The following is a 21,982-nucleotide window of genomic DNA, read 5'->3' as shown; positions in this document are numbered from 1 at the left end:
TCATGTGATGTCTCGCCGCAGCGGGGCCGCGACGGCGATGGCGACTGCGATCAGGGCGTAACACACCAGTACGGCGGCACCGGCCGGCGCGGACAGCAGTTGGGGCGCGGCGGTGCCGGTCTGGCCGGCGATGGCGTCCGCCAGAAAGGTGGAGCCGGTCAGCGCGGTGGTGGCGCCACCCGGGAGATAGGGATAGAGCACTTTGATCCCCGGGATGATCATCAGCACGGTCTCGATCACGTAGAAGTAGGCGCCGACGGCGATGAGGGCGGTCACCTGGTTGCGGAGGAGAGCCCCCACGGCGAGGCCCAGCAGGATGTAGACCGCCATGGTCAGGCCGATGCGGGCCAGCAGGGCCGCGACCGTGGCGGCCGGCAGGCCGAGCGTGATGCCCTTGAGCAGGGCCACGCCCCACAGGGCACCGCCGGCCACCGCCGCGGCGATCGCGCCGTAGGCGAGCCCGGCCCCGGTGTAGATCGCCAGCTTGGCCGCCAGCCAGGTCCAGCGTCTGGGCGCGAACAACGTCGTGGTGGTGACGGTCCTGTGCCGGTACTCCGAGGACACGGCGATGGTGCCGAGCAGCGCGGGGGCGAAGACGGTGAAGCCGAGCAGGCCCAGCAGCATGTGGGCACCCTGGACGGTGTCCAGCCCGGGCATCGGAGGGGTGAAGTTCTCCGGCCCGACCAGGGCGAGCAGGCCGATGAGCGCTCCGCTGCCCAGCGCGGCCAGCAGGCCCCACAGCCAGAGCCTGGTGCTGGCCAGGCGAGTCCATTCGGCGGCGAGGAGCGCGGTCATCGGGAACCTCCGGTGAGGTGCAGGAACACGTGTTCAAGGGTGGGATGTTCTGGGGTGATCTCGTGCAGCGGGACCCCGTGGGAGGCGGCCGCGGCGGCGACCTCCTCGGTGCTCAGGTCGTGGATGCGGAGGAGGTCCGGTCCCGGACGTTCCACCCGGACCCCGCTCGCCGCCAGCTCGGCCGCGAACAGGTCGGCTCGCGGGGAGCGGACCAGCACGGCGGCTGTGCCGTACAGGCCGGTGATGGGTCCGGCGGTGACCAACCGGCCGTCGCGGACCACCACCACGTTGTCGGCCATGTGCTCGATCTCGCCGAGCACGTGGCTGGAGACGAGGATGGTGCGGCCTTCGGCGGCCAGCTCGCGGACGAATCGCCGCAGCCAGGCGATGCCCTCGGGGTCCAGGCCGTTGCTCGGTTCGTCCAGCAGCAGCACCTGGGGGTCGCCGAGCAACGCGGTGGCCAGGCTGAGGCGTTGCCGCATGCCGGTGGACAGGGTGGATGTGAGGCGGCCGGCGAAGGCCGACACCCCGGTCAGGTCGGCGACCTGGTCGGCTCGGGCCGTGCCGTGCCGGCCCATGCGGGCGTAGACCCGCAGGTGGTCGCGGGCGGTGTGGGCCGGGTGGAAGCCCGCGCTGTCCAGCACGGCTCCGACGGCGGCCGACGGACGGGGCAGGTCGGTGTAGCGGCGACCGCCGAAGGTGGCGGTGCCGGCGCTCGGCGTGACCAGGCCCAGCATCATCTGCATGGTGGTGGTCTTGCCGGCGCCGTTCGGCCCCAGGAATCCCGTCACGATGCCCGCCTCCGCCTCGAAGCTGAGGTCGGTGACGGCGTTGACCGGCCCGAACGCCTTGGTCAGGCCGCGCACCTCGATGTTCATCTCACTACCCATGTGTCCTCCGAACAACTAGCTGTTCTATTAGTTGTATATCAGATAGAGTGGGAGTGTGCAGCTGACACTTGACCTCGACAGCGAGGTCCCGATCTACCAGCAGATCCGGGACCGGATCGTGGAGGCGATCGCCAGACGGCAGGCGCGGGAAGGTGACCCGCTACCGTCCACGCGGCAACTCGCCGCGGATTTCGGCATCAACTTCCACACCGTGAACAAGGCCTACGACCTGCTGAGACAGCAGGGCGTGATCCGGATCAACCGCAAGAGCGGCGCGGTCGTACGGCGTGACGCCACAACCGGCCCGCCCGAGGAGCCCTTCACCGACGACTGGGAGGAACGCATGCTTGTGCTGCTGGCGGAAGCCACCGTTCACGGCATGGACCGGCAGGACGTGCTGCGCCGGTGCGAGGCGCTGCTGAACGGCTTCGAGGAGGGCGCGTGATCCTGCTCCTCTGCGCCGGCGCGATCGCCATCGCGCTGGTCACGTCCCTGATGCTGAGCCTGCCGGCGCTGGCCAGGCCCACCCTGCCGTTCGGCGTGCGCGTGGGGCTCCAGCGGGCAGGCGATCCCGCCATCGTGGCGGCGCGCCGGCTCTACACCCGTCTGACCGTCCTGGTGGCGGTGATCGCCGCGGTGGCCCTGATCCTGGTGCTGGCGGCCACCGGATCCGCCGTCGCGATCGGCCTCGCCGTGACGGCGGTGACGGTCGTGGACCTGCTCGTGTTCTACCGCGCTCATCGCATGGTCCGCGCCGCCAAGCTCGCCGGCGGGTGGGCGGCCGAGCGTCGTCAGGGCGTCACCGTGGACACGTCCTTCCGCACCGACCCGGTTCGCGTGCCGTGGTCGTACGGCCTGCCCGCCCTGGCCCTACTCCTGCTCACCGCGGGCGTCGGCTGGGCGCGTTACGGCGGGCTGCCCGCCACGCTGCCGCTGTCCTTCGGGTACGGCACCGCCGCCGCACCGCGTACGCCGACGACGGTGCTGAGCGCCTTCCAGCCGGTGATCTACCAGATCGCCGTCACCCTGGTCGTTCTCGTCGCGACCTTGGCCGTGCTGCGTGCCCGCCCCGACCTCGATGCCGCCAGACCGCAGGGCTCGGCCCGCCGTTACCGCGTCTACCTGCGCGGCGTCGCGGTGATGCTGCTGCTGTCGGCGGCCTGCGTGAACCTCAGCCTGTTCTTCGCGGGTCTGCGGCTGTGGGAGGTCGTCACTCCTTCGATCGTCTGGGAGGTGGCCGTCTTCGTTCCGCTCATCGTGCTGCTGGGCGGCTGGCCGACGTGGGCGATCAAAGTGGGCCAGGCCGGGCACCGGCTGCCAGCCCTGCCGGGCGAGGAACTGGAGGACACCGGGGTCGGCCAGCGCGAGGACGACCGCCACTGGTTCCTGGCTGGCGCCCTCTACGCCAACCGCCGCGACCCGGCCCTGCTCGTGCACGCCCGCCTCGGTCCCTCCTCATGGACCCTCAACCTCGGCCATCCGATCGCCTGGCTCCTGCTCGGCGTTCTCGCCGTCGCCCTCATCGTGCTCGCGGGGCTGGCGCTGGCCGGCGTCGTCGATCTTCCCCAGAGGCACAGCCTCCTCTGACGGTCGGCCGGTGCGCCCTCAGGGCAGCGCCGATGTCCCCTCAGGACAGCAGCGACAGGCGGTGGGCCGCCGCGGCGGCCTCGCCGCGCGTGGTGACGCCGAGCTTGCTCAGGATGTTGGACACGTGCACGCTCACCGTCTTCGCCGAGATGAACAGCTCGCTCGCGATGTCGCGGTTGGTGCGGCCCTGGGTGACCAGGCGCAGCACCTCCAGCTCGCGCGGCGTCAGCAGCTCCGACGGCTCCTGCGCCTCCTGGAGGCCGCCGACCCGGCGGGCCAGCACCTCGATCTCCTCCACCAGCGGGGTCGCCCGCAGCGCCTTGGCCAGCGGCAGCGCCGCCTTGAGCCGTACCGCCGCGCCCTCCCTGTCGCCGGACGCGGCGGCGACGGAGGCGGCCCGCAGCAGGGTCTTGGACTGGTTGTGCGGGCGCTGGAGCCGATCCCAGGCCGCCGCCGCGGCGTCGAAGTCGCCTGTATAGGACAGCCGGTACGCCTCCACGACCGGCCCGATGACCGACAGCATGCCGGCCACCTCGGCGGCCTGGGCGCGCAGCGCGGCGGTCCGTTCCGGCTCGGTGTCCTGGGCGGCGTCGCAGACCGTGCGCAGCAGCGCGAGCAGCCGCCAGCCCAGCATGGCCTTGCTCGACTGCTTCGGTTGCGAGAGCACCTGCTCGGCCACGCCGAGCGCGGCGGCGGGCTCGCCCCTGGTCAGGTGCCAGCCGATGAGCAGGCGGGCGTTGCTGATGATGTCCTGGACGAACTCCTCAGGACGGTTCTTGGACACGCCGACCTCGGCCAGGATGCCCTCGACGAGCTGCAGCTCGCCCCTGGCCAGGGCGATGTCGGCGCGCACGCGCAGCAGGCTGTAGCGGGTGCGCAGCACGGGGCCGTGGCTGAGCGCGGTCTCGACGATCTCGATGGCCTCGTCCCAGCGGCCGAGCGTCTCCAGCACCTCGGCCCAGTTGTTGGCGATGAACAGGCCGCTGCCGCGCAGGCGTCCGTACTTCTTGGCGACCGTCCAGCCGTGCTCGGCCATGCGCAGGGCGTCGTCCTGGCGCCCCATGTCGAGCAGCCCGTCGATGTTGTTGCCCATCGCCCGGGTGATCAGTTTGCCCGCGCCCTCCTCGTGGCCGATGGCCAGCGCCTGCTCGTTGATGGCGATGGTGGTCTCGATCTCGCCGTTGAGCGAGTGGCCGAGCGCCAGGTTCATCAGCAGGTCGCCTTCGAGGCAGCGGTCGCCGTGCTCCCTGACCCAGCGCAGGCCCTCGATGATGAGCTCGTTGGCCTCCTCGATCTCGCCTCTCAGCATCAGGTGGCGGCTGAGCGGCGTGACGACCTCGGCCCGGTCGAGGCTGTTCTCGGGGACGAGCCGCAGCGCGTGCCGCAGGTCGTCGATGACGCCCGCCTGCCCTTTGGAGTTCTTCAGCCCGGCCCTGCGCACGATGAGCTGGGCCACGCGGCCGGGCTCGCGGGTCTCGTCCAGCTGCGACAGCGCGGCCTTGACGAACTTGCTGGCCTTGTCGACGTCGCCGCCGGCGTTCGCGGCCTCGGAGGCCCGCTCCAGCACGGCGGTGTGGTCGCATCCGATCAGCTCGGCCGCGTCTGGCACCCGGTCCCAGAGCGTGAGCACGCGTTCGAGCAGCGGGACCGCCTCGGTGTAGGCGAACGCCTTGGACGACTTGCGGGCCGCCTCCCAGGCGGAGATCAGCGCCCAGCGGTCGTTGCGGGCGCCGTACCAGTGGTGGGCCAGCTCGACGGCGGCCCGGTCGGGCGGGACGAGCGTGCGGTCCTTGGAGATCGCTTCGGCGAACCTGCTGTGCAGGCGCTGGTGCTCGCCCGGCAGCAGCTCGTCGTGCACGGCCTCGCGGATGAGCGAGTGGCGGAAGACGTACGCGCGGCTGTCGGCGATCTGCAGGACGTTGCCCATGATCGCGGGACGGAGCGCGGTCTCCAGCTCGACGTCGGACAGGCCGCTGACGGCGGCCAGCAGCGCGTGGCCGACCCGGTTGCCGCCGGCGGCGGCGACGCGCAGCACGCGCTGGGTCTCCTCGGGCAGCCGCTCGACGCAGCCGAGGATGAGGTCCTGCATGGAGTCGGGGAACGTGCACTCGTCGCCGCTCTCCAGCATGGCCTCGACGAACAGCGGGATGCCCTCGCTGCGTTCGTAGACCGTGTCCACCTTGCCGTAGGCGGGAGTGCGGCCGAGGATCGCGGTCATCTGCTGGGCGACCTCGTCCCGCGACAGGCGGGGCAGATCGAGGCGGTGCACGCCGTGGACCCGGCCCAGCTCGGCCAGCACCGGCCTGAGCGGATGCTGGCGGTGCAGGTCGTCGGAGCGGTAGGTCATGACGATGAGGACCTGCGGCGTGTGCAGGTTGCGGCTGAGGAAGGCGATGAGGTCGCGGCTGGACCGGTCGGCCCAGTGGATGTCCTCGATGACCAGGATGGTGGGGCGGTGCTCGGCGAGGCGTTCGAGCAGGCTGAGGAACTGCTCGAAGAGCCGGGCGCGGCCGGTCTCGGTCTCGCCGTCGCGGCTGGGCTCGCCGAACTCGGGCAGCAGCCGGGCGAGGTCGCGTTCGGCTCCCTCCGGCAGCAGTCCGGCGACGGCGGCCGGGCCCTGCTCTCTGACGAGCTGGCGCAGGGCGGCGGTGAACGGCGCGTAGGCCAGGCCTTCGGTGGACAGCTCGACGCAGCCCCCGAAGAGCACGTGGGCGCCGTCGGCCGCGCGGCTCTCGGCGAAGCGCTGCACGAGCCGCGTCTTGCCGACCCCGGCCTCGCCCCCCAACAGGACCGCCGTGACCGTGCCCTTGATGGCCTCGTCGAAGCTTTCAGACAGAGCCGCCAGCTCCTCTGCCCGTCCGACGAAGACGGGACTCACCGAACGTCCCCGCATGTCATCCAGCATGCCATCCCACATCCGCTGCTTTCGACGGTTTTTGGAGCACTTGCAGGGCTTTATGGGGCCCGTGCGACCCGGCCGCGCGGGTGCGGGCGGCCGGGTGCTCGTGGGGTGGTCATGAGGAACGGCGCTTGCCGAAGAGCGAACGGCGCTCGCTCTTGTTGCCCTGCTCGGCCTCGCGTACGCGGCGCTGGTGGGCGGCGGCCCGGCGCAGCTCGTTCGCCTGGTTCTTCATGAGCTCGAACTCGATCTCGGGGTTCATCATCGTCTTCCTTCGATGTGGTGCTTTTTCCTGACACCTTTAAGACTCGGGCTAAGGCCCGGTCCGCCACATCGGGTGGATGTCCTATCTCCTGTACGGGCCTCCTGCCGGCATCCCTATGGATTCACGCCGGGATGCCTAGAAGCCGGGGCCGCAGGCGTACGGCATGCCTAGGACCTGCGCCCGCGCTGCCCTAAGGTGATCCGGTTTGGAGGTAGAGGCCCTGGTCGGCGATGCTGTCTAGGTGTCAACTGTGACTACCTCGCTCGCGGACGTCGCTTCGTCCGACTCGGCGTTGCGAGCCTTCCTGCACGGCCTGCCCGGGGTTGACCGGGTCGGCGCGGACCAGCGGGCGGCGATGCTCGGCACCCGTTCGATCAAGACCACGGCCAAGGCCCAGGCCATCGACCTGGCCATCTCCATGGTGGACCTGACGACCCTCGAAGGAGCCGACACGGACGGCAAGGTGCGCGCGATGTGCGCCAAGGCCGTGCGGCCCGGCGGCGACGCCCCCTCGGTGGCCGCCGTCTGCGTCTATCCCGACCTGGTGGCGGTGGCCGTCGAGGCGCTGAAGGGCACGGGTGTCAAGGTCGCCTCCGTCGCCACCGCGTTCCCCAGCGGGCGCACCTCGCTGGAGGTCAAGGTGAGCGACACCGCGCTCGCGGTGGCCGCGGGCGCCGACGAGATCGACATGGTGATCGACAGAGGCGCCTTCCTGTCCGGCCACTACATGAAGGTCTACGAACAGATCGTCGCGGTGAAGGAAGCCTGCGGCGCGGCTCACCTGAAGGTGATCCTGGAGACCGGCGAGCTGGCCACCTACGACAACGTGCGGCGCGCCTCCTGGCTGGCCATGCTGGCCGGCGCCGACTTCATCAAGACCTCCACCGGCAAGGTCGCCCCGGCGGCGACGCCGCCGGTGACGCTGATCATGCTGGAGGCCGTACGCGACTTCCGCGACGCGACGGGCCGCCAGATCGGCGTGAAGCCGGCCGGCGGGATACGCACGACGAAGGACGCGATCAAGAACCTGGTGCTGGTCAACGAGACGGCGGGCGACGACTGGCTCACCCCCGAATGGTTCCGTCTTGGCGCCTCGTCGCTGCTCAACGACCTGCTGATGCAGCGCCAGAAGCTGGCCACCGGCCGCTACGCGGGCCCCGACTACTTCACCCTGGACTGAGACGATGTTCGAATATGCACCGGCCCCCGAGTCGCGCGACGTCGTTGACCTGAAGTCCTCCTACGGGCTGTTCATCAACGGTGAGTTCGTCGACGGCTCCGGCACTCCGTTCAAGACCGTCAATCCGGCCACCGAGGAGACGCTGGCGGAGGTCGCCACGGCCTCCTCCGACGACGTCGACCGCGCCGTGCAGGCGGCGCGCAAGGCGTTCGGCGTCTGGAGCGCGCTGCCCGGCGCGGAGCGCGCCAAATACCTGTTCCGCATCGCGCGGATCATCCAGGAGCGGGCCAGGGAGCTGGCCGTGCTGGAGTCGCTCGACAACGGCAAGCCGATCCGCGAGTCGCGCGACGTGGACGTGCCGCTCGTGGCCGCCCACTTCTTCTACTACGCGGGCTGGGCCGACAAGCTGGAATACGCCGGCTTCGGCAGCGCCAGGCCGCTCGGCGTGGCCGGCCAGGTCATCCCGTGGAACTTCCCGCTGCTCATGCTGGCCTGGAAGATCGCCCCGGCGCTGGCCTGCGGCAACACGGTGGTGCTCAAGCCGGCCGAGACGACGCCGCTGACCGCGCTGCTGTTCGCCGACATCTGCCGTCAGGCCGATCTGCCGCCCGGCGTGGTCAACATCGTCACCGGCGCGGGCGAGACCGGCGCCGCCGTGGTGGCCCACCCCGACGTGAACAAGGTGGCCTTCACCGGCTCCACCGAGGTCGGCCGGATCATCGCGCGGACGGTGGCCGGCACCGGCAAGAAGCTCACCCTGGAGCTCGGCGGCAAGGCCGCGAACATCGTGTTCGACGACGCCGCCATCGACCAGGCGGTGGAGGGGATCGTCAACGGGATCTTCTTCAACCAGGGCCACGTGTGCTGCGCGGGCTCGCGGCTGCTGGTGCAGGAGTCGATCCAGGAAGAGTTGTTGGCCGCGCTCAAGCGCCGGCTCGGCACGCTGCGCCTGGGCGACCCGCTGGACAAGAACACCGACATCGGCGCCATCAACTCCGCCGAGCAGCTCGCCAAGATCCGGCGGCTCAGCGACCTCGGCGAGTCCGAGGGGGCCGAGCGCTGGTCGCCCGCGTGCGAGCTGCCCGGCAAGGGGTTCTGGTTCCCGCCGACGCTGTTCACCGGGGTGGCGCAGTCCCACAGCATCGCCAGGGAGGAGATCTTCGGTCCTGTGCTGTCGGTGCTGACCTTCCGCACCCCGGCCGAGGCGGTGGAGAAGGCCAACAACACGCCGTACGGACTGTCGGCGGGCGTGTGGACCGAGAAGGGCTCGCGCATCCTGTGGATGGCCGACCGGCTCAGGGCCGGCGTGGTCTGGGCCAACACCTTCAACAAGTTCGACCCGGCCTCGCCCTTCGGCGGGTTCAAGGAGTCCGGATTCGGGCGTGAGGGCGGACGCCACGGTCTGGAGGCCTACCTTGAGGTGTGACAGTCGCCGGCCGCGCCGGCGCGATCAGGCGACCCGGGGCCACGCCTTCGCCAGGGCCGGCCGCCCGGTGCGCGAGGGCTGGTTCGCCCACCGCTGCGGCGTCAGCCGGTGCGGCCAGATCTTCGTACCGGTGCAGGTGGAGCAGGAGTCCACGTGGAAGGGGCGCGGCGATGAGTAGGTTGTCCGTCAAAAAGACCTACAAGCTCTACATCGGCGGGGCGTTCCCGCGCTCGGAGAGTGGGAGGTCCTATCCCGTGACCTCGGCCAAGGGAGACTTCCTCGCCAACGCCTCGCGGGCCTCGCGCAAAGACGCCCGCGACGCGGTGGTGGCCGCGCGCAAGGCGTTCCCCGGCTGGTCGGGCGCGACCGCGTACAACCGGGGGCAGATCCTCTACCGCGTCGCCGAGATGCTGGAGGGCCGGCGCGCGCAGTTCGCCGACGACCTCGGCGGCGGCAAGCGGGCGGCCCTGGAGCAGGTGGACGCCACCGTCGACCGGCTGGTCTGGTACGCCGGATGGTCCGACAAGATCGCCTCGGTGCACGGCGCGGCCAACCCCGTGGCCGGGCCCTACTTCAACCTGTCCACGCCCGAGCCGACCGGCGTGGTGGCCGTCGTCGCGCCGGCCGATCCGCTGCTCGGCCTGGTGTCGGTGGTGGCGCCGGTGATCGTGACCGGCAACACGTGTGTCGTGGTCGCCTCGGAGCCGTCACCGCTGGGCGCGATCACGCTGTCGGAGGTGCTGGCCACCTCCGACCTGCCGGGCGGCGTCGTCAACGTGCTGACCGGGCGGCAGGGCGAGCTGGCTCCGTGGCTGGCGGCGCACATGGACGTCAACGCGATCGACCTGACCGGGGTCGCTGACGTCGACCTGGCGCTGAGCTGCGAGCAGGCCGCGGCGGAGAACCTCAAGCGGGTGCTGCGGCCGGCGGCGGCGCAGGACTGGGGGGCCGATCCCGGGATCGGGCGCATGACGGCCTTCCTGGAGACCAAGACGGTCTGGCACCCCGTCGGCATCTGATCGTCGTGTCGGATCCCGGCATCTGATCAGCACATTTGATCACCGTGTTTGATCACCGCGTTTGATCACCGCGTCCCCTCGGCCTCGTCTCAGGCCGGGGGGATGTTGTGGTTCAGGCGGAACAGGTTCTCCGGGTCCCATGCGGCCTTGAGCCTGGTCAGGCGTTCGTAGTCGCCCGGCTCGTACGCCCTGCGCACGTTCTCCGGCGTGGCCTGGTCGCCGTACAGGAAGTTCAGCACCTGTCCGCCCGTCGCCCACGGCGCCAGCGCCCGCCTGACCGCCTCGTGGGCCGCGCGCACGGCCGTCAGGTCCGCGCCGGGGGCCAGGCCGGGGGTCAGCATGCCGGCGTAGTAGAGCGCGTCCCTGTTGCCCACCGAGTTGGCCACCGACTGAGGCTTGGCCAGCGCGCCGCCGAGGTGGCGCACCTCGATCACGGCCCGCGCGCCGAGCAGCGCCTCCAGCGCCTCCTCCGGCAGCTCGCGCAGCAGGGAATGGGTGGAGTGGTAGCCGGACGGCGTCGTGGGGTCGTTGTGGATGGCGGCCGAGCCGGTGTAGGGCAGCTCGCCCACGGTGTCCATCAGCCGGGGGCCGACCGCGCGCAGCGGAGCCAGCAGTTCCTCGCCTTCCGCCGCGTTCCCGGTGAACGCGACGCGGACGTGGGCCACGGTCTGGCCGCGGAAGGGCGCGGGGGCGTGCGGGGAGTCGGGGAACGGGATGACGGCGATCGAGGAGGTCAGCTCCTCGGGCAGGGACCGGGTCCAGTCCCGCCAGGCACGCAGCGCGGGCCCGGCCAGGTCGGTGCCGAAGTAGAGCGCGCCACCGTAGAGCCGTTCGACGGGGACGAGGCCGATCTCCAGCGCGGTGGCCACGCCGAAGTTGCTTCGGCCGCCCACCAGCGCCCAGAACAGATCGGGGTCGCCCTCAGGCGTGACGTGGCGGAGCTCGGCGTCGGCCGTGACGACGTCCACGGCGCGCACCTGGTCGGCGGCGTACCCGTAGCGCCTGGCCATGAGCCCGAGCCCCCCGCCCAGCGTGTACGACACCGCCCCCACGACCGGCGACGAGCCGGACAGCGGGGCCAGCCCGTGCCCGGCCGCCGCGGCGATGACCTGTTCCCAGCGCACGCCCGCCTCGATGCGCGCGGTGCCGGCGGCCGGGTCGATCGTGACGGCGTTCATCCTGCCGGTGGTGACGAGCAGGCCGCCCTCGGCGGGGACGGGCAGGCCGTGCCCGGTGGCCTGCACCGCGACGGGCAGGCCGCGCGCGGCGGCGTGGGACACCGCCCGCCGCACGTCATCGGGGCTCGCGGCCGGGACGATCACCTCGGGACGGTGGGAGGCGAGCGTCTGGAAGCCGGCTCGCTCGGCGTCATATCCGGAATCATGCCGATAAAGTGTGGAACTCATGGTTCCAGCCTGTCGGCGGCGCTTCCATAAGTCCAAGAGATAGATCTTCTGATCGCCAGAAGCAATCGTTATGGAAGCCTCAGTAGGCGAAGCCCGGCGGCCTGAGCGGTGGATGCGCGGCCTGGAGCTGGGCGGCCAGGCCCAGCAGGTGGGGCTCGCCGCCGGGCGGCGCGACGAGCTGCACGGCGATCGGCAGCCCGCTGGAATGGGTGGCCAGGGGCACGGCCATGGCGGGCCAGCCGCACATGTTCCAGGGGCCCGTGGCGGGGGCGTACCTGATGTTGGCCGAGGCGTTGTGCAGCAGGCCACGCCGGCCCCAGCGCTCGGCCCTCGGCGCGACGGCGGCCAGGGCCGGCATGACCAGCACATCCGCGTCGCCGAGCCACTGGTCGGCGCCGTAACCGTGCCAGCGCTCGCGGCCCCGCGCGCCGTCCAGCTTGAGCGCGGCGAGCACCCGGCCGGCCCTGGCCAGCGCGCGGGTACGGCGTTCGAGCCGCCACCGGTCCAGCCCTTCGACCGACTCGGCCGCCCTGACCAGCCACGTCGCGACCGTGGCCGGGCCGAGCCAGGCGGGCAGCGTGCCGTCGTGCTCGACCACCGTGTGCCCGGCCAGGCGCAGCGTCTCCGCCGCCCCGCGCACCGCGGCCCTGAACTCCTTGTCGACCGACAACCCCGGCGGCAGCGGCTGCGGCGCGTACGCCACCCGCAGGTCGAACGGCTCCGGGCCGGCGGGCGGCGGCTGCGGCTCCCACACCTCGTCGTCGTCGGCCCAGACCGAGCGCAGCATGCGCGGCGCGGGCTCCACCCGGCAGCCGCCGCGCCACGCCTCCGCCAGCGACGGGTCCGCGGCCAGCACCGACAGCGCGAGCGACAGGTCCGCGGCGGTGGTGGCGATCGGGCCGTTCTCCGTCAGCCGGTCCCAGTCGTCCGTCGGCGGCGGCACCAGGCCCGCGCCCGGCTTGATCGCCAGAACGCCGCAGCAGGCCGCGGGGATGCGCAACGAGCCCATGCCGTCGTTGCCGAGCGCGATCGGCACCATGCCCGCCGCCACCGCCGCGGCGCTGCCGGCCGACGATCCGCCCGCCGTGCGCGAGGGGTTCCATGGATTGCGTACGATGCCGTACGCGCTGTCGCCGAACGCCACCAGCCCCAGCTCCGGCAGGTTGGTCACGCCGATCACCACCGCGCCCGCCGCGCGCAGCCGCGCCACCGTCACGTGATCCTCGGCCGCCGGCACGTCGGAAGTGGCGGCCGACCCGCCGCGGGTGGCCTCGCCCGCCACCTCCAGGTTGTCCTTGACCGCGACCGGCACGCCCGCGAGCGGCAGATCCGGCAGATCACGCCGTTTCTGCAGCTCCCGCGCCTCCTCCACGGCCTGCTCCCTGACCGCACGGAACGCCCCGACCCTGGTGTCCCGCTCCGAGATGGCATGAAGATGCTCCTCGACGACGGTCGTGGCCTTGATGTCACCGTGCCGTACGGCCGTCGCGATCTCGATGGCGGACCTGCCTGCCCACAACATGATTCGAGTGTGCACATTTTCACTCATCGTGGCGAGGCTCGATAGGGTCGATCCACGTGAACGGACCTTCGCTCGCCCTGCGACAGCGCTCGCTGGGCGACCCCACGGCCGAATATCCCCTGTTCCCGCCGCTGACGCGGGGCTGCCCAAGGACCAGCACCGACGAGATCGCCTATCCGCTCGACGTCGTCTACGACTACGCGAAGGTGGAGCGCGCCCTGTTCGACCAGGCGCCTGGCCCCGATATCGCGCGCTGGTCCCCGCTGCTGCCGCCGCTGGCGGTGCCCACGCTGGGCGAGGGCGGGACACCGCTGGTGGAGTTCGGGGACGTGCACGTCAAGGACGAGTCACGCAATCCGACGTGGTCGCACAAGGACCGGCTCAACCGGGTCGCGGTCAGCGCCGCCGTGGTCGCCGGCGCGCCCGGCGTGGTCGTGGCCTCATCCGGCAACCACGGCGCCTCGGCCGCCGCCTACGCGGCCAGGGCCGGGCTGCCCGCGATCGTGCTCTCCTCGGCGGACTCGCCGCCGGCCGTGCAGACGTTCGCGCGCGCGTACGGGGCCAAGGTCGTGTCCGTGCCGGTCGCGGCGCGCTGGCCGCTGCTGCGGGAGGTCGTGGACCGGCTCGGTTACCATCCGGTCAGCAACCAGACCGTGACCCACACCGGGCACCCGTTCGGGGCCGAGGGCTACAAGACGATCGCGTACGAGCTGTTCCTGCAGCTCGGCAGGGCGGTGCCCGCGGCCGTCTTCGTGCCCACCGGTTACGCCGAGCTGCTCTACGGGGTGTGGAAGGGCTTCACCGAGCTGCGGCTGCTCGGGCTGGCCGAGCGGACGCCGCGGATGTTCTCCTGCGAGACGGCCGCCGGCGGGCCCCACGCCAGGGCCCTGGCCACCGGTGCGCCCGCCGCGATCGTCGAGCTGGGTCCCACGGAGGCGTACGGGGTCGCCGGCACCGTCGGCGGGCACCGGGGCGTGCTGGCCGTGCGCGACAGCGGCGGAGAGGCCGTGCTGGTGACCGATGAGGAGCTGCGGCGGGCCCAGCGGGATCTGGCCGGGCAGGGGCTGTGGCAGGAGCTGTCAGGCGTGGCGGGGGTGGCGGGGTATCGGAGGTCGCGGCGCGCTTTTGACGGGCCTGTGGTGTGTGTGGCGACGTCCAGCGGGTTCAAGGACATGGGGGTGGGTGGGGAGCGTTATCCGGTGATCGAGAACCCGACGCTGGACGATCTCGTGAGCTGAGGTACGGGGCCTCAGGGCTTGATCCAGACACGGAGTGGGCCGGTCGTGGTGAAGCCGTGGCTCATGGCGGTGGTGGGGTCGATCTCGTAGCCGACCAGGGGGCGGCCGGGGAAGAGCTCGGCGGCCATGGCCAGGGTGCCTTGCCAGGCGGCGTCCTCGTCGGGGCCGAAGACGTTGGAGACGCCGACGGCGGGGCCGGTGGCGCTGGTGGTGAGGACCGCGCCGGTGGTGATCTCGCCGTTCGTCCGGCCGTACACGATCGTCGCCTCCGCGAGCAGCGCGGGCGGGAACAGGCCGGGCTCGCCGAACGCCCGCTCCCAATCGCGCAGCGTGGCCGCGTCCTCGACCCTCGCCCAGTCGGTGGGCCTGCGATCGGGGGCGGCGCGGTGGATCCAGCGCGCCTCGAACAGCACCTCGAAGCCCGGCAGGTCGAGCGTGGCGAAGCTGTCCTTGACCGACGCGCCGGGACCCGCGTCGATGCGGCCGAGCACGTCGGCCGCCGTGGCGTCAGGGGAGAGCGTGACGGCGTCGGGGTAGAAGGGCGGGGTCCTGGCCGGGTTGGTCCAGGAGCGCTCGGTGAACGTGCCCGGCCTGCCGTGGGCGCGGCACATCAGGTCGCACCACGCGGCGTTGTCGCGGGCCGCCACGGCCTGCCAGCCGTGCCAGCCGGTCATGGGCGGCGGGACGGCCTGCGCGTCGGTCATGGGCGTCTCCTCGTCCGGCGGGACGGCCTGCCGGTCGGTCATGAGCGTCCCTTCGTGCGGCGGGTGGGCGGCGCGGTGAGCGGGTCTTCCGGCCAGGGGTGCTTGGGGTAGCGGCCGCGCATCTCCGCGCGTACGTGACGATAGGCGTCGCGCCAGAACGAGGCCAGGTCCGCCGTCACCGCCAGCGGACGGCCCGCGGGCGACAGTAGGTGGACGACGACCGGCACGCCCGCGATCCGCGGCGTCTCCTGCCAGCCGAACAGTTCCTGCAGCTTCACCGCCAGCACCGGCTGCTCGCCGGAGTAGTCGAGGCGGATGTGCGAGCCGGTGGGGACCTCCAGGCGTTCGGGGGCGACCGCGTCCAGCCGTTCGCTCCACGGGATCAGGCGGCGCAGCGCCGAGGCGACGTCGATGCGCTCCACGTCGGCGCGGCGGCGGGCTCTGGACAGCTCGGGCTCCAGCCACTGGTCCGCCAGCTCGATGAGCGCGTCCATGGACGGCCAGGGCGGGCCGATCGCCCGGTGACAGAACGCCAGGCGGTCGCGCAGGTCCTTGGCCTGTTTCGTCCAGGTCAGCAGCTCTTCCGTACGCAGGCCGTACCGGATGGCCGCACTGACGTCGGCGTCCTTGAGCGGCCTGGCGGACAGCTCGATCGCGCCCAGGCGCTCGACCCGGCGCGCGGACACGTCGCCGCGGCGCTCGCCCGGCGGCACCTTCCACTCGACCTCGTCCTCCACCGTGGTGCCGGCCGCCAGCCTGGCCGTCGCCTCGTCGATCACCACCGCCTGCCTGACACGGGCCGAGGTCGAGCCGGTCGGGCGGTCGGCGACCGCGACGGCCAGCCACTCAGCGGTCCCGAGCCTGGAACCCTCGGCCGGCTGGGCCTGGGTGCCCGAGGCCATGAGGAACCCGCCGCCACGCCTGCGCGCCACCCGCTCGGGAAACGCCAGCGCCACCGCCATCCCGGCCAGCGCGTCATCCGACAACTCCCGCCCGCGAGCAGCCACGCCGGTGGGGTGGGCGCCGGGGGAGGCGTGGCCGGCGGCTTCTGGGGAGGTGCGCCGAGCGGCGCCGGCGTCGGCGTCTGCGGTGGTGGCGGTGCGGCGGAGGCGGGTGGATTCCTGGCGCCAGCGGGCCGCGAAGCCGGTGCCGCCGCGGCGGGCCGTGCGCCAGACCTCCACCAGGTCGTCGGAGGCGTCCCTGGGCAGTTGTTCCGACAGGAGCGCCACCACCTCGGCGGCCCGGGGGCCGAGGTCGAGGAGGGCCCTGGCCAGCCGGGGGTGCACCCCGGCCAGCGCCATCCGCCGGCCACGGGCGGTGACGCGGGAGGCGTCGTCCAGGGCGCCGAGCAGCCGCAGCGTGCCGGTGGCGGCGGACATGGCGGCGGCGGGCGGCGGGTCGAGCAGGGCGAGGCCGTGGGCGTCGGGGCTGCCCCAGCAGGCCGCCTGGAGCGCGAAGCCGGTCAGGTCGGCGAGCGCGATCTCCGGCCGGGCCTGGCCGGCCAGGCGCTCGTGCTCGGCCGCCGTCCAGCAGCGGTAGACGGTGCCGGGCGCCTCGCGGCCCGCCCGGCCGGCCCGCTGGGCGGCGGAGGACTTCGAGACCCTGACCGTGGTGAGGGAGCCCAGGCCGCGTGCGTGGTCGGTACGCGGCTCGCGGGCCAGCCCGCAGTCCACCACCACCCGCACGCCGGGCACGGTCAGGCTCGACTCGGCGACGGACGTGGCCAGCACCACCCTGCGCCCCGCCCCCGGCGACAGCACGGCGTCCTGGACGTGGGCCGGCGTCTGGCCGTGCACCTGGAGCAACTGCTCGACGTCCCCGGCCAGCATCCCGGCCACCCTGGCGATCTCGCCCACGCCGGGCAGGAAGCACAGCACGTCGCCGTCCCGTTCGGCCAGCGCCCTGCGTACCACCGAGGCCACGTGCGACAGCAGCGCGGGATCGACGCGCAGGCCGTGCGGGGGCGCGACCGGGCGCGGCGGCGGGGCCCAGACGGTCTCCACGGGATGGGTGTTGCCGGTGGCGGCGACGACGGGGCCGCCGAGCAGCTCGGCCCACGGCGCGGCGTCGGCGGTGGCGGAGGTGGCCAGGAGGCGCAGATCGGGGCGGAGCGTCTCGCGTACGTCGAGCAGGAACGCCAGCGCCGTGTCCGCGTCGAGGTGGCGTTCGTGGCATTCGTCCAGCATGACCGCGTCGATCCCGGCCAGCTCCTGGTCCCGCTGGAGCCGTTGCAGCAGCACGCCGGTCGTGACGACCTCGACCCTGGGATCGGCGCCCACGTGCCGCTCGCCCCTGATCGTGTAGCTCACGCCCATGCGCCGGGCCGCCGCGCGTACGGCCAGCCGCCTCGGCTCGGCCACCACGACCCGCATGCCCGCCTCGGCCAGCGCCAGGGGCACCACTGTGGTCTTGCCGGTGCCGGGCGGCGCGGTCAGCACCGCGCTGCCGTGCCCGTCGAGCGCGGACAGCAGCTCGGGCACCACCTGGTGGATGGGCAGGGCACCCTGAGGGGAGGGCGGGACCCTGCCTGGGGAGGGGGCGCCGTCAGGCACGGGCATCGGCCCGCTCGGTGACCTGCTTCTCAGTGACCTGCTCCCTGGCGACCTGCTCCTCGGGGCCTCCCGCAGCGGCCCGGTGCGCGGAGGCCGTGCGTCCTGAGGGTCGGTTCGCCGAGCGCAGGATCGCGTCGAGGAGCCCGGGGAAGCGGACGTCGAGGTCGGCGCGGCGCAGGCTCATGTACTTCAGCCGCCCCTCCTGCTTGGTCACGACCACGCCGGCCTCCCGCAACGCCCGATAGTGGTGCGAAGCGGTGGATTTGTGCACCCCGAGGTCGTCGGCGGCCGTGGTGCAGTTCAGCTCCCCGGCGAGGGCGAGACGGATGGCGATCTGCAGGCGTACGGGGTCGGACAGCGCCCGCAGAACCTCTGTGAGCTCGATGTCCTCCGTAGCCGGGTGCGGTAGCAGGCGCATGGCGGAAGCCTACCTTCGTCTCATTGTTTGACAACGATCCAACTATAGGTCAGTTTGATGGGCGTCAAACTTTTGCTGGAGGAGGCTTCCGTGAGTTCACGGCTCTATCCGATGGCCGCCGGAAATTTCGCGATCGGTACGGGCATGTTCGTCACCGCCGGGTTGCTAGGCCCGATCTCGACCGACCTGGGGGTCTCCCGGTCGGCCGCGGGCCAGCTCATGACGGTGTTCGCGCTGGCGTACGCGGTGCTGTCGCCCCTGCTCGCGGCCCTGACGATCCACCTGCCGCGCAGGACGCTGCTGTTGCTGGCCATGGCGGTGTTCGTGGCCGGGAACGTGCTGAGCGCGCTGGCGCCGACGTACCCGCTGGTGGTCCTCACCCGGGTGATCGCCGCGGCGGGGGCGGCCATGTTCACGCCGACCTCGTCGGCCGTGGCGAACGCGCTGACCCCGCCCGACCGGCGCGGGCGCGCGCTGGCGCTGGTGATGGGCGGACTGAGCGTGTCGTCGGCCATCGGCGTGCCGCTCGGCACCTGGCTGGGCGAGGCGGTGACCTGGCGCGCGACGTTGTGGATGGTCTCGGGGCTGGGCCTGCTCGGGCTCGTCTGGGTGGCCGCGCTGGTGCCCGACGTGCGGCTCCCGACGTCCGGACGGCTGCGGGAACGGTTCGAGCCGCTGCGCGACCGGCGGGTGCTGGCGGTGATGGCCACGCAACTGCTGGTCTTCGCGTCGGGGTTCAGCGCCTACACCTACATCGGCTCGCTGTTCGACCTGCCGCTGCCCGCGCTGCTGTGGGCCTGGGGACTGGGCGGGATCGTGGGCAACCTGCTCGGCGGGCGGCTGTCAGACGCGTACGGGCCGCGCCGGATGATCCTGATCGGGATGACCGCCGCCTTCGTGTTCGTCCTGCTCATCCCCGTCGCGAACCTCGCCCTGCCCATCGCGCTGGTGTGGGGCTTCCTGTGGGGCTCGGTCGGCTGGATGATCGCCCCCGCGCAGCAGTTCAGGACCGTCACCACGATGCCGGGCAACGTCTCGATCGGCCTCGGCCTGCTGTCGTCGGCCCAGTACTTCGGCCTGTTCGTGGCGGGCCTGGCCGGCGGGGTGGCACTGGACGCGTACGGACGGATCGGCGTGATCGCCCTGTCCGCAGGACTGGGCCTGCTGGCCCTGCTGTTCACCCTGGCCACCTACCGCGCACCGAAGCTCGTCCCCCAGGTGACCGAACCGGTCGGCTGAACGTCCGGGGAAGGGTTCTGGAGGAGAGTACGTTGGAGCACTCCGGGACCACGATGACGACGGGGCGGACCGCGTTGCCTCCCCGGGAGGAGACGGGAGCCGATGAGTCTGCGCCAGTTCGAGTACGCCCTGGCGGTCGCCACGGAGGGCTCGGTGACGGCGGCGGCGGAAACGCTGCGCGTCGCCCAGCCGTCGATGTCCCAGCAGATCCGCAACCTGGAGCGCGACCTCGGCGTGACGCTCTTCGACCGGACGCCGGGCGGGCTCGTGCCCACCGCGGTCGGCCGGGCCTTCCTCCAGGAGGCCGAGATCGCGGTGAACGCGGCGCGGCGAGCGCGGGAGACGGCGCGGGCCGGCGCGGACGACCTGGTGGGCGAGCTCGCCGTCGCGGCGCAGCTGGGATTCGGCACCCGCCAGTTGCCGGGCGCGCTGGGCGTGCTGCGCCGCCGTTTCCCGCGGCTGGAGGTCACCGTCTTCGAAGAGTCGAGCTCCGCCGAGCTGGAGCAGCTGTGCCGCAGGCGGGTCACGGACTTCGCCCTGATGGCGGCCTGCCGTCGGGGCCCCGCGGACGCCCATCGCCTCGGCGAGGAGGAGTTCGTCGCGGTGCTGGGCGCCGGGCACCGGCTGCTCGCCGCCGACCGGGTGGACCTGCGTGCGCTGGAGGGGGAGCCGTGGGTCAGGTTCGACCGCGACAGCGCACTCGACGGGGTGCTGCAGGAGGTGTCGGAGGCGAACGGGCTGACGCCGGCCACGGTCGCCCGCGTGTCCCAGACGGCGACGGCGGTGCGCTGGGCCGCCCACGGCCTGGGCGTGACGCTCGTCCCGGCCTCCGCGGTGCCCCGCGGCTACGAGCACCTCGCGCGTCCGATGTCCCCGGTCGTCTCGCAGCCCGTCATCGCCGTGGTCCACCCCGACGCGGGTCCGGCGGCGACCGCGCTGCTTGAGCTCCTGCGCCAGGAGACCTGGGACAGCTCCGCCTCCCTCCGCCGGTCGGACGCCGATGAGCCGCACGACGAGCCGCACGACGAGCCGCACGACGAGCCGCACGACGAGCCACACGACGAGACAGCCGCGACGAACGTCGTGCGCCCGCTCAGAGCCGGGTGAACGCCGTGCGGCCGCTCAGAGCTGGGTGACGCCGCCGTCCACGGCGAGTTCGACCCCAGCGGTGTACGTCGCGTCGAAGGCGAGGAACGCCGCCGCGGCCACGATCTCGTCGAGGGCGCCAAGCCGCTTCATCGGATTGTCCGCGACCCGTTCCGCGATGAACTCCGCGGCGGCCTCCTTGGACATCGTGCGCTCCAGCACCCCCGTGTCGACGGGCCCGGGGCTGATCGCGTTGACGCGGATCTCGCGCGGCAGCAGCTCGCGGGAGAAGCTGCGGGCCATGGAGCGCAGCGCCGCCTTGCCGGCCGCGTAGACGCTGGTGTCCTGGATGCCGACGACGCCGGCCACCGAGGTGGTCAGGACGACGCCGGCGCCCCTGCTCAGCAGCGGGGCGAGCTTCTGCACGGTGAAGAAGGCGCCCTTGACGTTGACCGCGAACAGCTCGTCGTACGCCTGCTCGGTCGTCGAGTCGAGCGGCGTGAGCGCGGTGATGCCCGCGTTGACGAACAACGCCTCGACCGTGCCGAGCTCGGTCTTCACCCGGTCCGCCAGCGTGTCCAGGTCGGAGAGCGAGGACACGTCGCCGCGGACGGCCACCGCGTTCTCGCCGATCCGCTCCCGCGCGGCGTCGAGCGCGGCCTGGGAACGGCCGGTGATCGCCACCCGGGCCCCGCCGTCCGCCAGCGATTCGGCGATGGCGAGCCCGATGCCGCTGCTGCCACCGGTGACCACGACATTCTTGCCACTGTATTTACCCATGAATACAATTCCTTCGTTACAGAACAACGACAGTTCGCCGTCAATTCCTGGGGTATTCGCCGCCGTCCACGGAGAAATTGGTCCCGGTGATCCAGCTCGACTGGTCGGACACGAGGAAGAGCACCGCGTTCGCGATGTCGCCCGGCAGGCCTTCGCGCCCGAGCGGCGGCGTGTCGGTCGCGCCCGACTCCGCGGCGGTGCTCGCCCACCGCCGGCGCGTCTCCTCGCCGCCGGGGGTGGCGGTCCTGCCGGGGGCCAGGGCGTTGACCCGGACCCCGTACGGGGCCAGCTCCGCGGCCAGCGCCCGGCTGTAGCTCTCCAGCCCCGCCTTGGCCGCCTGGTAGTGCGCGAAGACCGGCACCGGCGGGAGCAGCGCGGCGGTGGAGATGTGCACGATCGCCCCCGACCCCTGGTCCCGCATCCCCGGCGTGAGCAGGGCGTTCAGCCGTACGGCCGCGAGCAGGTTGAGGTTGAGCGTGTCCTGCCAGTCCGCGTCGGGGATCGTCACGGCGCTGTCGCCGGCCCGGGCGCCACCCGCGTTGTGCACCACGATGTCCACCCCGCCGAACGTCTCCTGGACGGTCGCGGCCAGCGCCCGCGTTCCGGCCTCGGTGCGGATGTCGGCCGTCACGAAGGCGGCCCCCTCCGGCGCCGGGTACGCGGTCGTCCTGGCGGTGGCCAGCACCTCGGCGCCCTCCTCAAGCAGCCGCCGCACGACCGCCGCCCCGATTCCCCGGGAACCTCCCGTGACGAGGGCTCGTTTTCCCTTGAGCTCTCCTGATCCGTTTCCGAGCGTCATGGCCCCTCCTGAATCGCCGAATTCGCTCGGCGCGGATATTCGCGGGCCGAGCAGGTTCACCGTACGCAAGAAAAAGAATGCGAAGCAAAGACGAAATCCGAGCGGCCGCCATAGGAGATTCCTATGGCGGGTCATTCGCGAAGGGGACGGGCGGTAGCCCGGCAGGCGGACGACGGG

General features: G+C 72.3%; 20 protein-coding genes. 9 read left to right on the top strand and 11 right to left on the bottom strand.

What is annotated here, in order from left to right:
• Complete coding sequence (locus tag AB0C27_RS19970) at positions 1 to 795, bottom strand: ABC transporter permease (protein WP_357845968.1); 795 nt, start codon at positions 793 to 795, stop codon at positions 1 to 3.
• The gene (locus tag AB0C27_RS19965; RefSeq protein WP_357845966.1) at positions 792 to 1,685 is read right to left on the bottom strand and encodes an ATP-binding cassette domain-containing protein; all 894 of its coding nucleotides are present in this window, start codon (positions 1,683 to 1,685) and stop codon (positions 792 to 794) included. Before AB0C27_RS19965 ends, AB0C27_RS19970 begins: the two co-directional genes overlap by 4 nt.
• Positions 1,686 to 1,740: 55 nt before the next feature.
• Here AB0C27_RS19965 and AB0C27_RS19960 point away from each other — a divergent pair, with 55 nt between their 5' ends.
• Both AB0C27_RS19960 and AB0C27_RS19955 read left to right on the top strand, forming a co-directional pair.
• On the top strand, positions 1,741 to 2,130 hold the full coding sequence (locus tag AB0C27_RS19960; protein ID WP_357845964.1) for a GntR family transcriptional regulator: 390 nt from the start codon (positions 1,741 to 1,743) through the stop codon (positions 2,128 to 2,130).
• Positions 2,127 to 3,272 (top strand): hypothetical protein, encoded by a 1,146-nt coding sequence (locus AB0C27_RS19955; RefSeq protein WP_357845962.1) that lies wholly within the window; start codon positions 2,127 to 2,129, stop codon positions 3,270 to 3,272. Before AB0C27_RS19960 ends, AB0C27_RS19955 begins: the two co-directional genes overlap by 4 nt.
• Positions 3,273 to 3,312: 40 nt before the next feature.
• Here the strand turns inward: AB0C27_RS19955 and AB0C27_RS19950 are convergent, their stop codons facing one another.
• Together AB0C27_RS19950 and AB0C27_RS19945 are read right to left on the bottom strand one after the other, a co-directional pair.
• Positions 3,313 to 6,165, bottom strand: coding sequence for an AAA family ATPase (locus AB0C27_RS19950; protein ID WP_357845960.1), 2,853 nt, complete (start codon positions 6,163 to 6,165; stop codon positions 3,313 to 3,315).
• Between the two features lie 121 nt (positions 6,166 to 6,286).
• Entirely contained in the window at positions 6,287 to 6,436 is a 150-nt protein-coding gene (locus AB0C27_RS19945; protein ID WP_357845958.1) for a hypothetical protein, read from the bottom strand.
• Positions 6,437 to 6,686: 250 nt separating this feature from the next.
• Between AB0C27_RS19945 and deoC the strand changes: the two genes are divergently transcribed.
• Genes deoC through AB0C27_RS19925 form a run of 4 tightly spaced genes read left to right on the top strand, consistent with a single transcriptional unit; the run spans position 6,687 to position 10,061 of the window.
• Entirely contained in the window at positions 6,687 to 7,616 is a 930-nt protein-coding gene (gene deoC / locus AB0C27_RS19940) for a deoxyribose-phosphate aldolase (RefSeq protein ID WP_346105433.1), read from the top strand.
• Between the two features lie 4 nt (positions 7,617 to 7,620).
• The gene (locus AB0C27_RS19935; RefSeq protein ID WP_357845955.1) at positions 7,621 to 9,042 is read left to right on the top strand and encodes an aldehyde dehydrogenase family protein; all 1,422 of its coding nucleotides are present in this window, start codon (positions 7,621 to 7,623) and stop codon (positions 9,040 to 9,042) included.
• Positions 9,032 to 9,220, top strand: a complete 189-nt coding sequence (locus tag AB0C27_RS19930) for a hypothetical protein (RefSeq protein ID WP_357845954.1) — start codon at positions 9,032 to 9,034, stop codon at positions 9,218 to 9,220. The genes AB0C27_RS19935 and AB0C27_RS19930 overlap by 11 nt, the downstream gene beginning before the upstream one ends.
• The gene (locus AB0C27_RS19925; RefSeq protein ID WP_357845952.1) at positions 9,213 to 10,061 is read left to right on the top strand and encodes an aldehyde dehydrogenase family protein; all 849 of its coding nucleotides are present in this window, start codon (positions 9,213 to 9,215) and stop codon (positions 10,059 to 10,061) included. Before AB0C27_RS19930 ends, AB0C27_RS19925 begins: the two co-directional genes overlap by 8 nt.
• A gap of 89 nt (positions 10,062 to 10,150) precedes the next feature.
• On the opposite strand, the gene AB0C27_RS19920 is transcribed toward AB0C27_RS19925, so the two are convergent.
• Complete coding sequence (locus AB0C27_RS19920; protein ID WP_357845950.1) at positions 10,151 to 11,467, bottom strand: FAD-binding oxidoreductase; 1,317 nt, start codon at positions 11,465 to 11,467, stop codon at positions 10,151 to 10,153.
• 79 nt (positions 11,468 to 11,546) lie between these two features.
• A complete protein-coding gene (locus tag AB0C27_RS19915) occupies positions 11,547 to 12,989 on the bottom strand; it encodes an amidase family protein (protein WP_357845948.1) in 1,443 nt (480 codons plus the stop codon).
• 56 nt (positions 12,990 to 13,045) lie between these two features.
• Between AB0C27_RS19915 and AB0C27_RS19910 the strand changes: the two genes are divergently transcribed.
• Positions 13,046 to 14,227, top strand: coding sequence for a pyridoxal-phosphate dependent enzyme (locus AB0C27_RS19910; protein ID WP_357845946.1), 1,182 nt, complete (start codon positions 13,046 to 13,048; stop codon positions 14,225 to 14,227).
• Positions 14,228 to 14,238: 11 nt separating this feature from the next.
• On the opposite strand, the gene AB0C27_RS19905 is transcribed toward AB0C27_RS19910, so the two are convergent.
• Genes AB0C27_RS19905 through AB0C27_RS19895 form a run of 3 tightly spaced genes read right to left on the bottom strand, consistent with a single transcriptional unit; the run spans position 14,239 to position 17,901 of the window.
• Positions 14,239 to 14,973 (bottom strand): hypothetical protein, encoded by a 735-nt coding sequence (locus AB0C27_RS19905; RefSeq protein ID WP_357845944.1) that lies wholly within the window; start codon positions 14,971 to 14,973, stop codon positions 14,239 to 14,241.
• Complete coding sequence (gene hrpB, locus AB0C27_RS19900; RefSeq protein ID WP_357845942.1) at positions 14,970 to 17,489, bottom strand: ATP-dependent helicase HrpB; 2,520 nt, start codon at positions 17,487 to 17,489, stop codon at positions 14,970 to 14,972. Before hrpB ends, AB0C27_RS19905 begins: the two co-directional genes overlap by 4 nt.
• The gene (locus tag AB0C27_RS19895) at positions 17,476 to 17,901 is read right to left on the bottom strand and encodes a metalloregulator ArsR/SmtB family transcription factor (protein WP_357845940.1); all 426 of its coding nucleotides are present in this window, start codon (positions 17,899 to 17,901) and stop codon (positions 17,476 to 17,478) included. The genes hrpB and AB0C27_RS19895 overlap by 14 nt, the downstream gene beginning before the upstream one ends.
• A gap of 90 nt (positions 17,902 to 17,991) precedes the next feature.
• On the opposite strand from AB0C27_RS19895, the gene AB0C27_RS19890 reads away from it, so the two are divergent.
• Both AB0C27_RS19890 and AB0C27_RS19885 read left to right on the top strand, forming a co-directional pair.
• Positions 17,992 to 19,140 (top strand): MFS transporter, encoded by a 1,149-nt coding sequence (locus AB0C27_RS19890; RefSeq protein WP_357845938.1) that lies wholly within the window; start codon positions 17,992 to 17,994, stop codon positions 19,138 to 19,140.
• Between the two features lie 102 nt (positions 19,141 to 19,242).
• The gene (locus tag AB0C27_RS19885) at positions 19,243 to 20,247 is read left to right on the top strand and encodes a LysR family transcriptional regulator (protein WP_357845936.1); all 1,005 of its coding nucleotides are present in this window, start codon (positions 19,243 to 19,245) and stop codon (positions 20,245 to 20,247) included.
• 15 nt (positions 20,248 to 20,262) lie between these two features.
• Here AB0C27_RS19885 and AB0C27_RS19880 read toward each other — a convergent pair whose 3' ends face one another.
• Together AB0C27_RS19880 and AB0C27_RS19875 are read right to left on the bottom strand one after the other, a co-directional pair.
• A complete protein-coding gene (locus AB0C27_RS19880) occupies positions 20,263 to 21,006 on the bottom strand; it encodes an SDR family oxidoreductase (RefSeq protein WP_357845934.1) in 744 nt (247 codons plus the stop codon).
• A gap of 40 nt (positions 21,007 to 21,046) precedes the next feature.
• Entirely contained in the window at positions 21,047 to 21,805 is a 759-nt protein-coding gene (locus AB0C27_RS19875) for an oxidoreductase (protein ID WP_357845932.1), read from the bottom strand.
• Between the last annotated feature and the right edge of the window lie 177 nt (positions 21,806 to 21,982).

This window comes from Nonomuraea sp. NPDC048882, from assembly GCF_040649755.1.
Classification (GTDB): Bacteria; Actinomycetota; Actinomycetes; order Streptosporangiales; family Streptosporangiaceae; genus Nonomuraea; species Nonomuraea maheshkhaliensis.
This window is presented reverse-complemented; position numbering and strand designations above follow the sequence as displayed.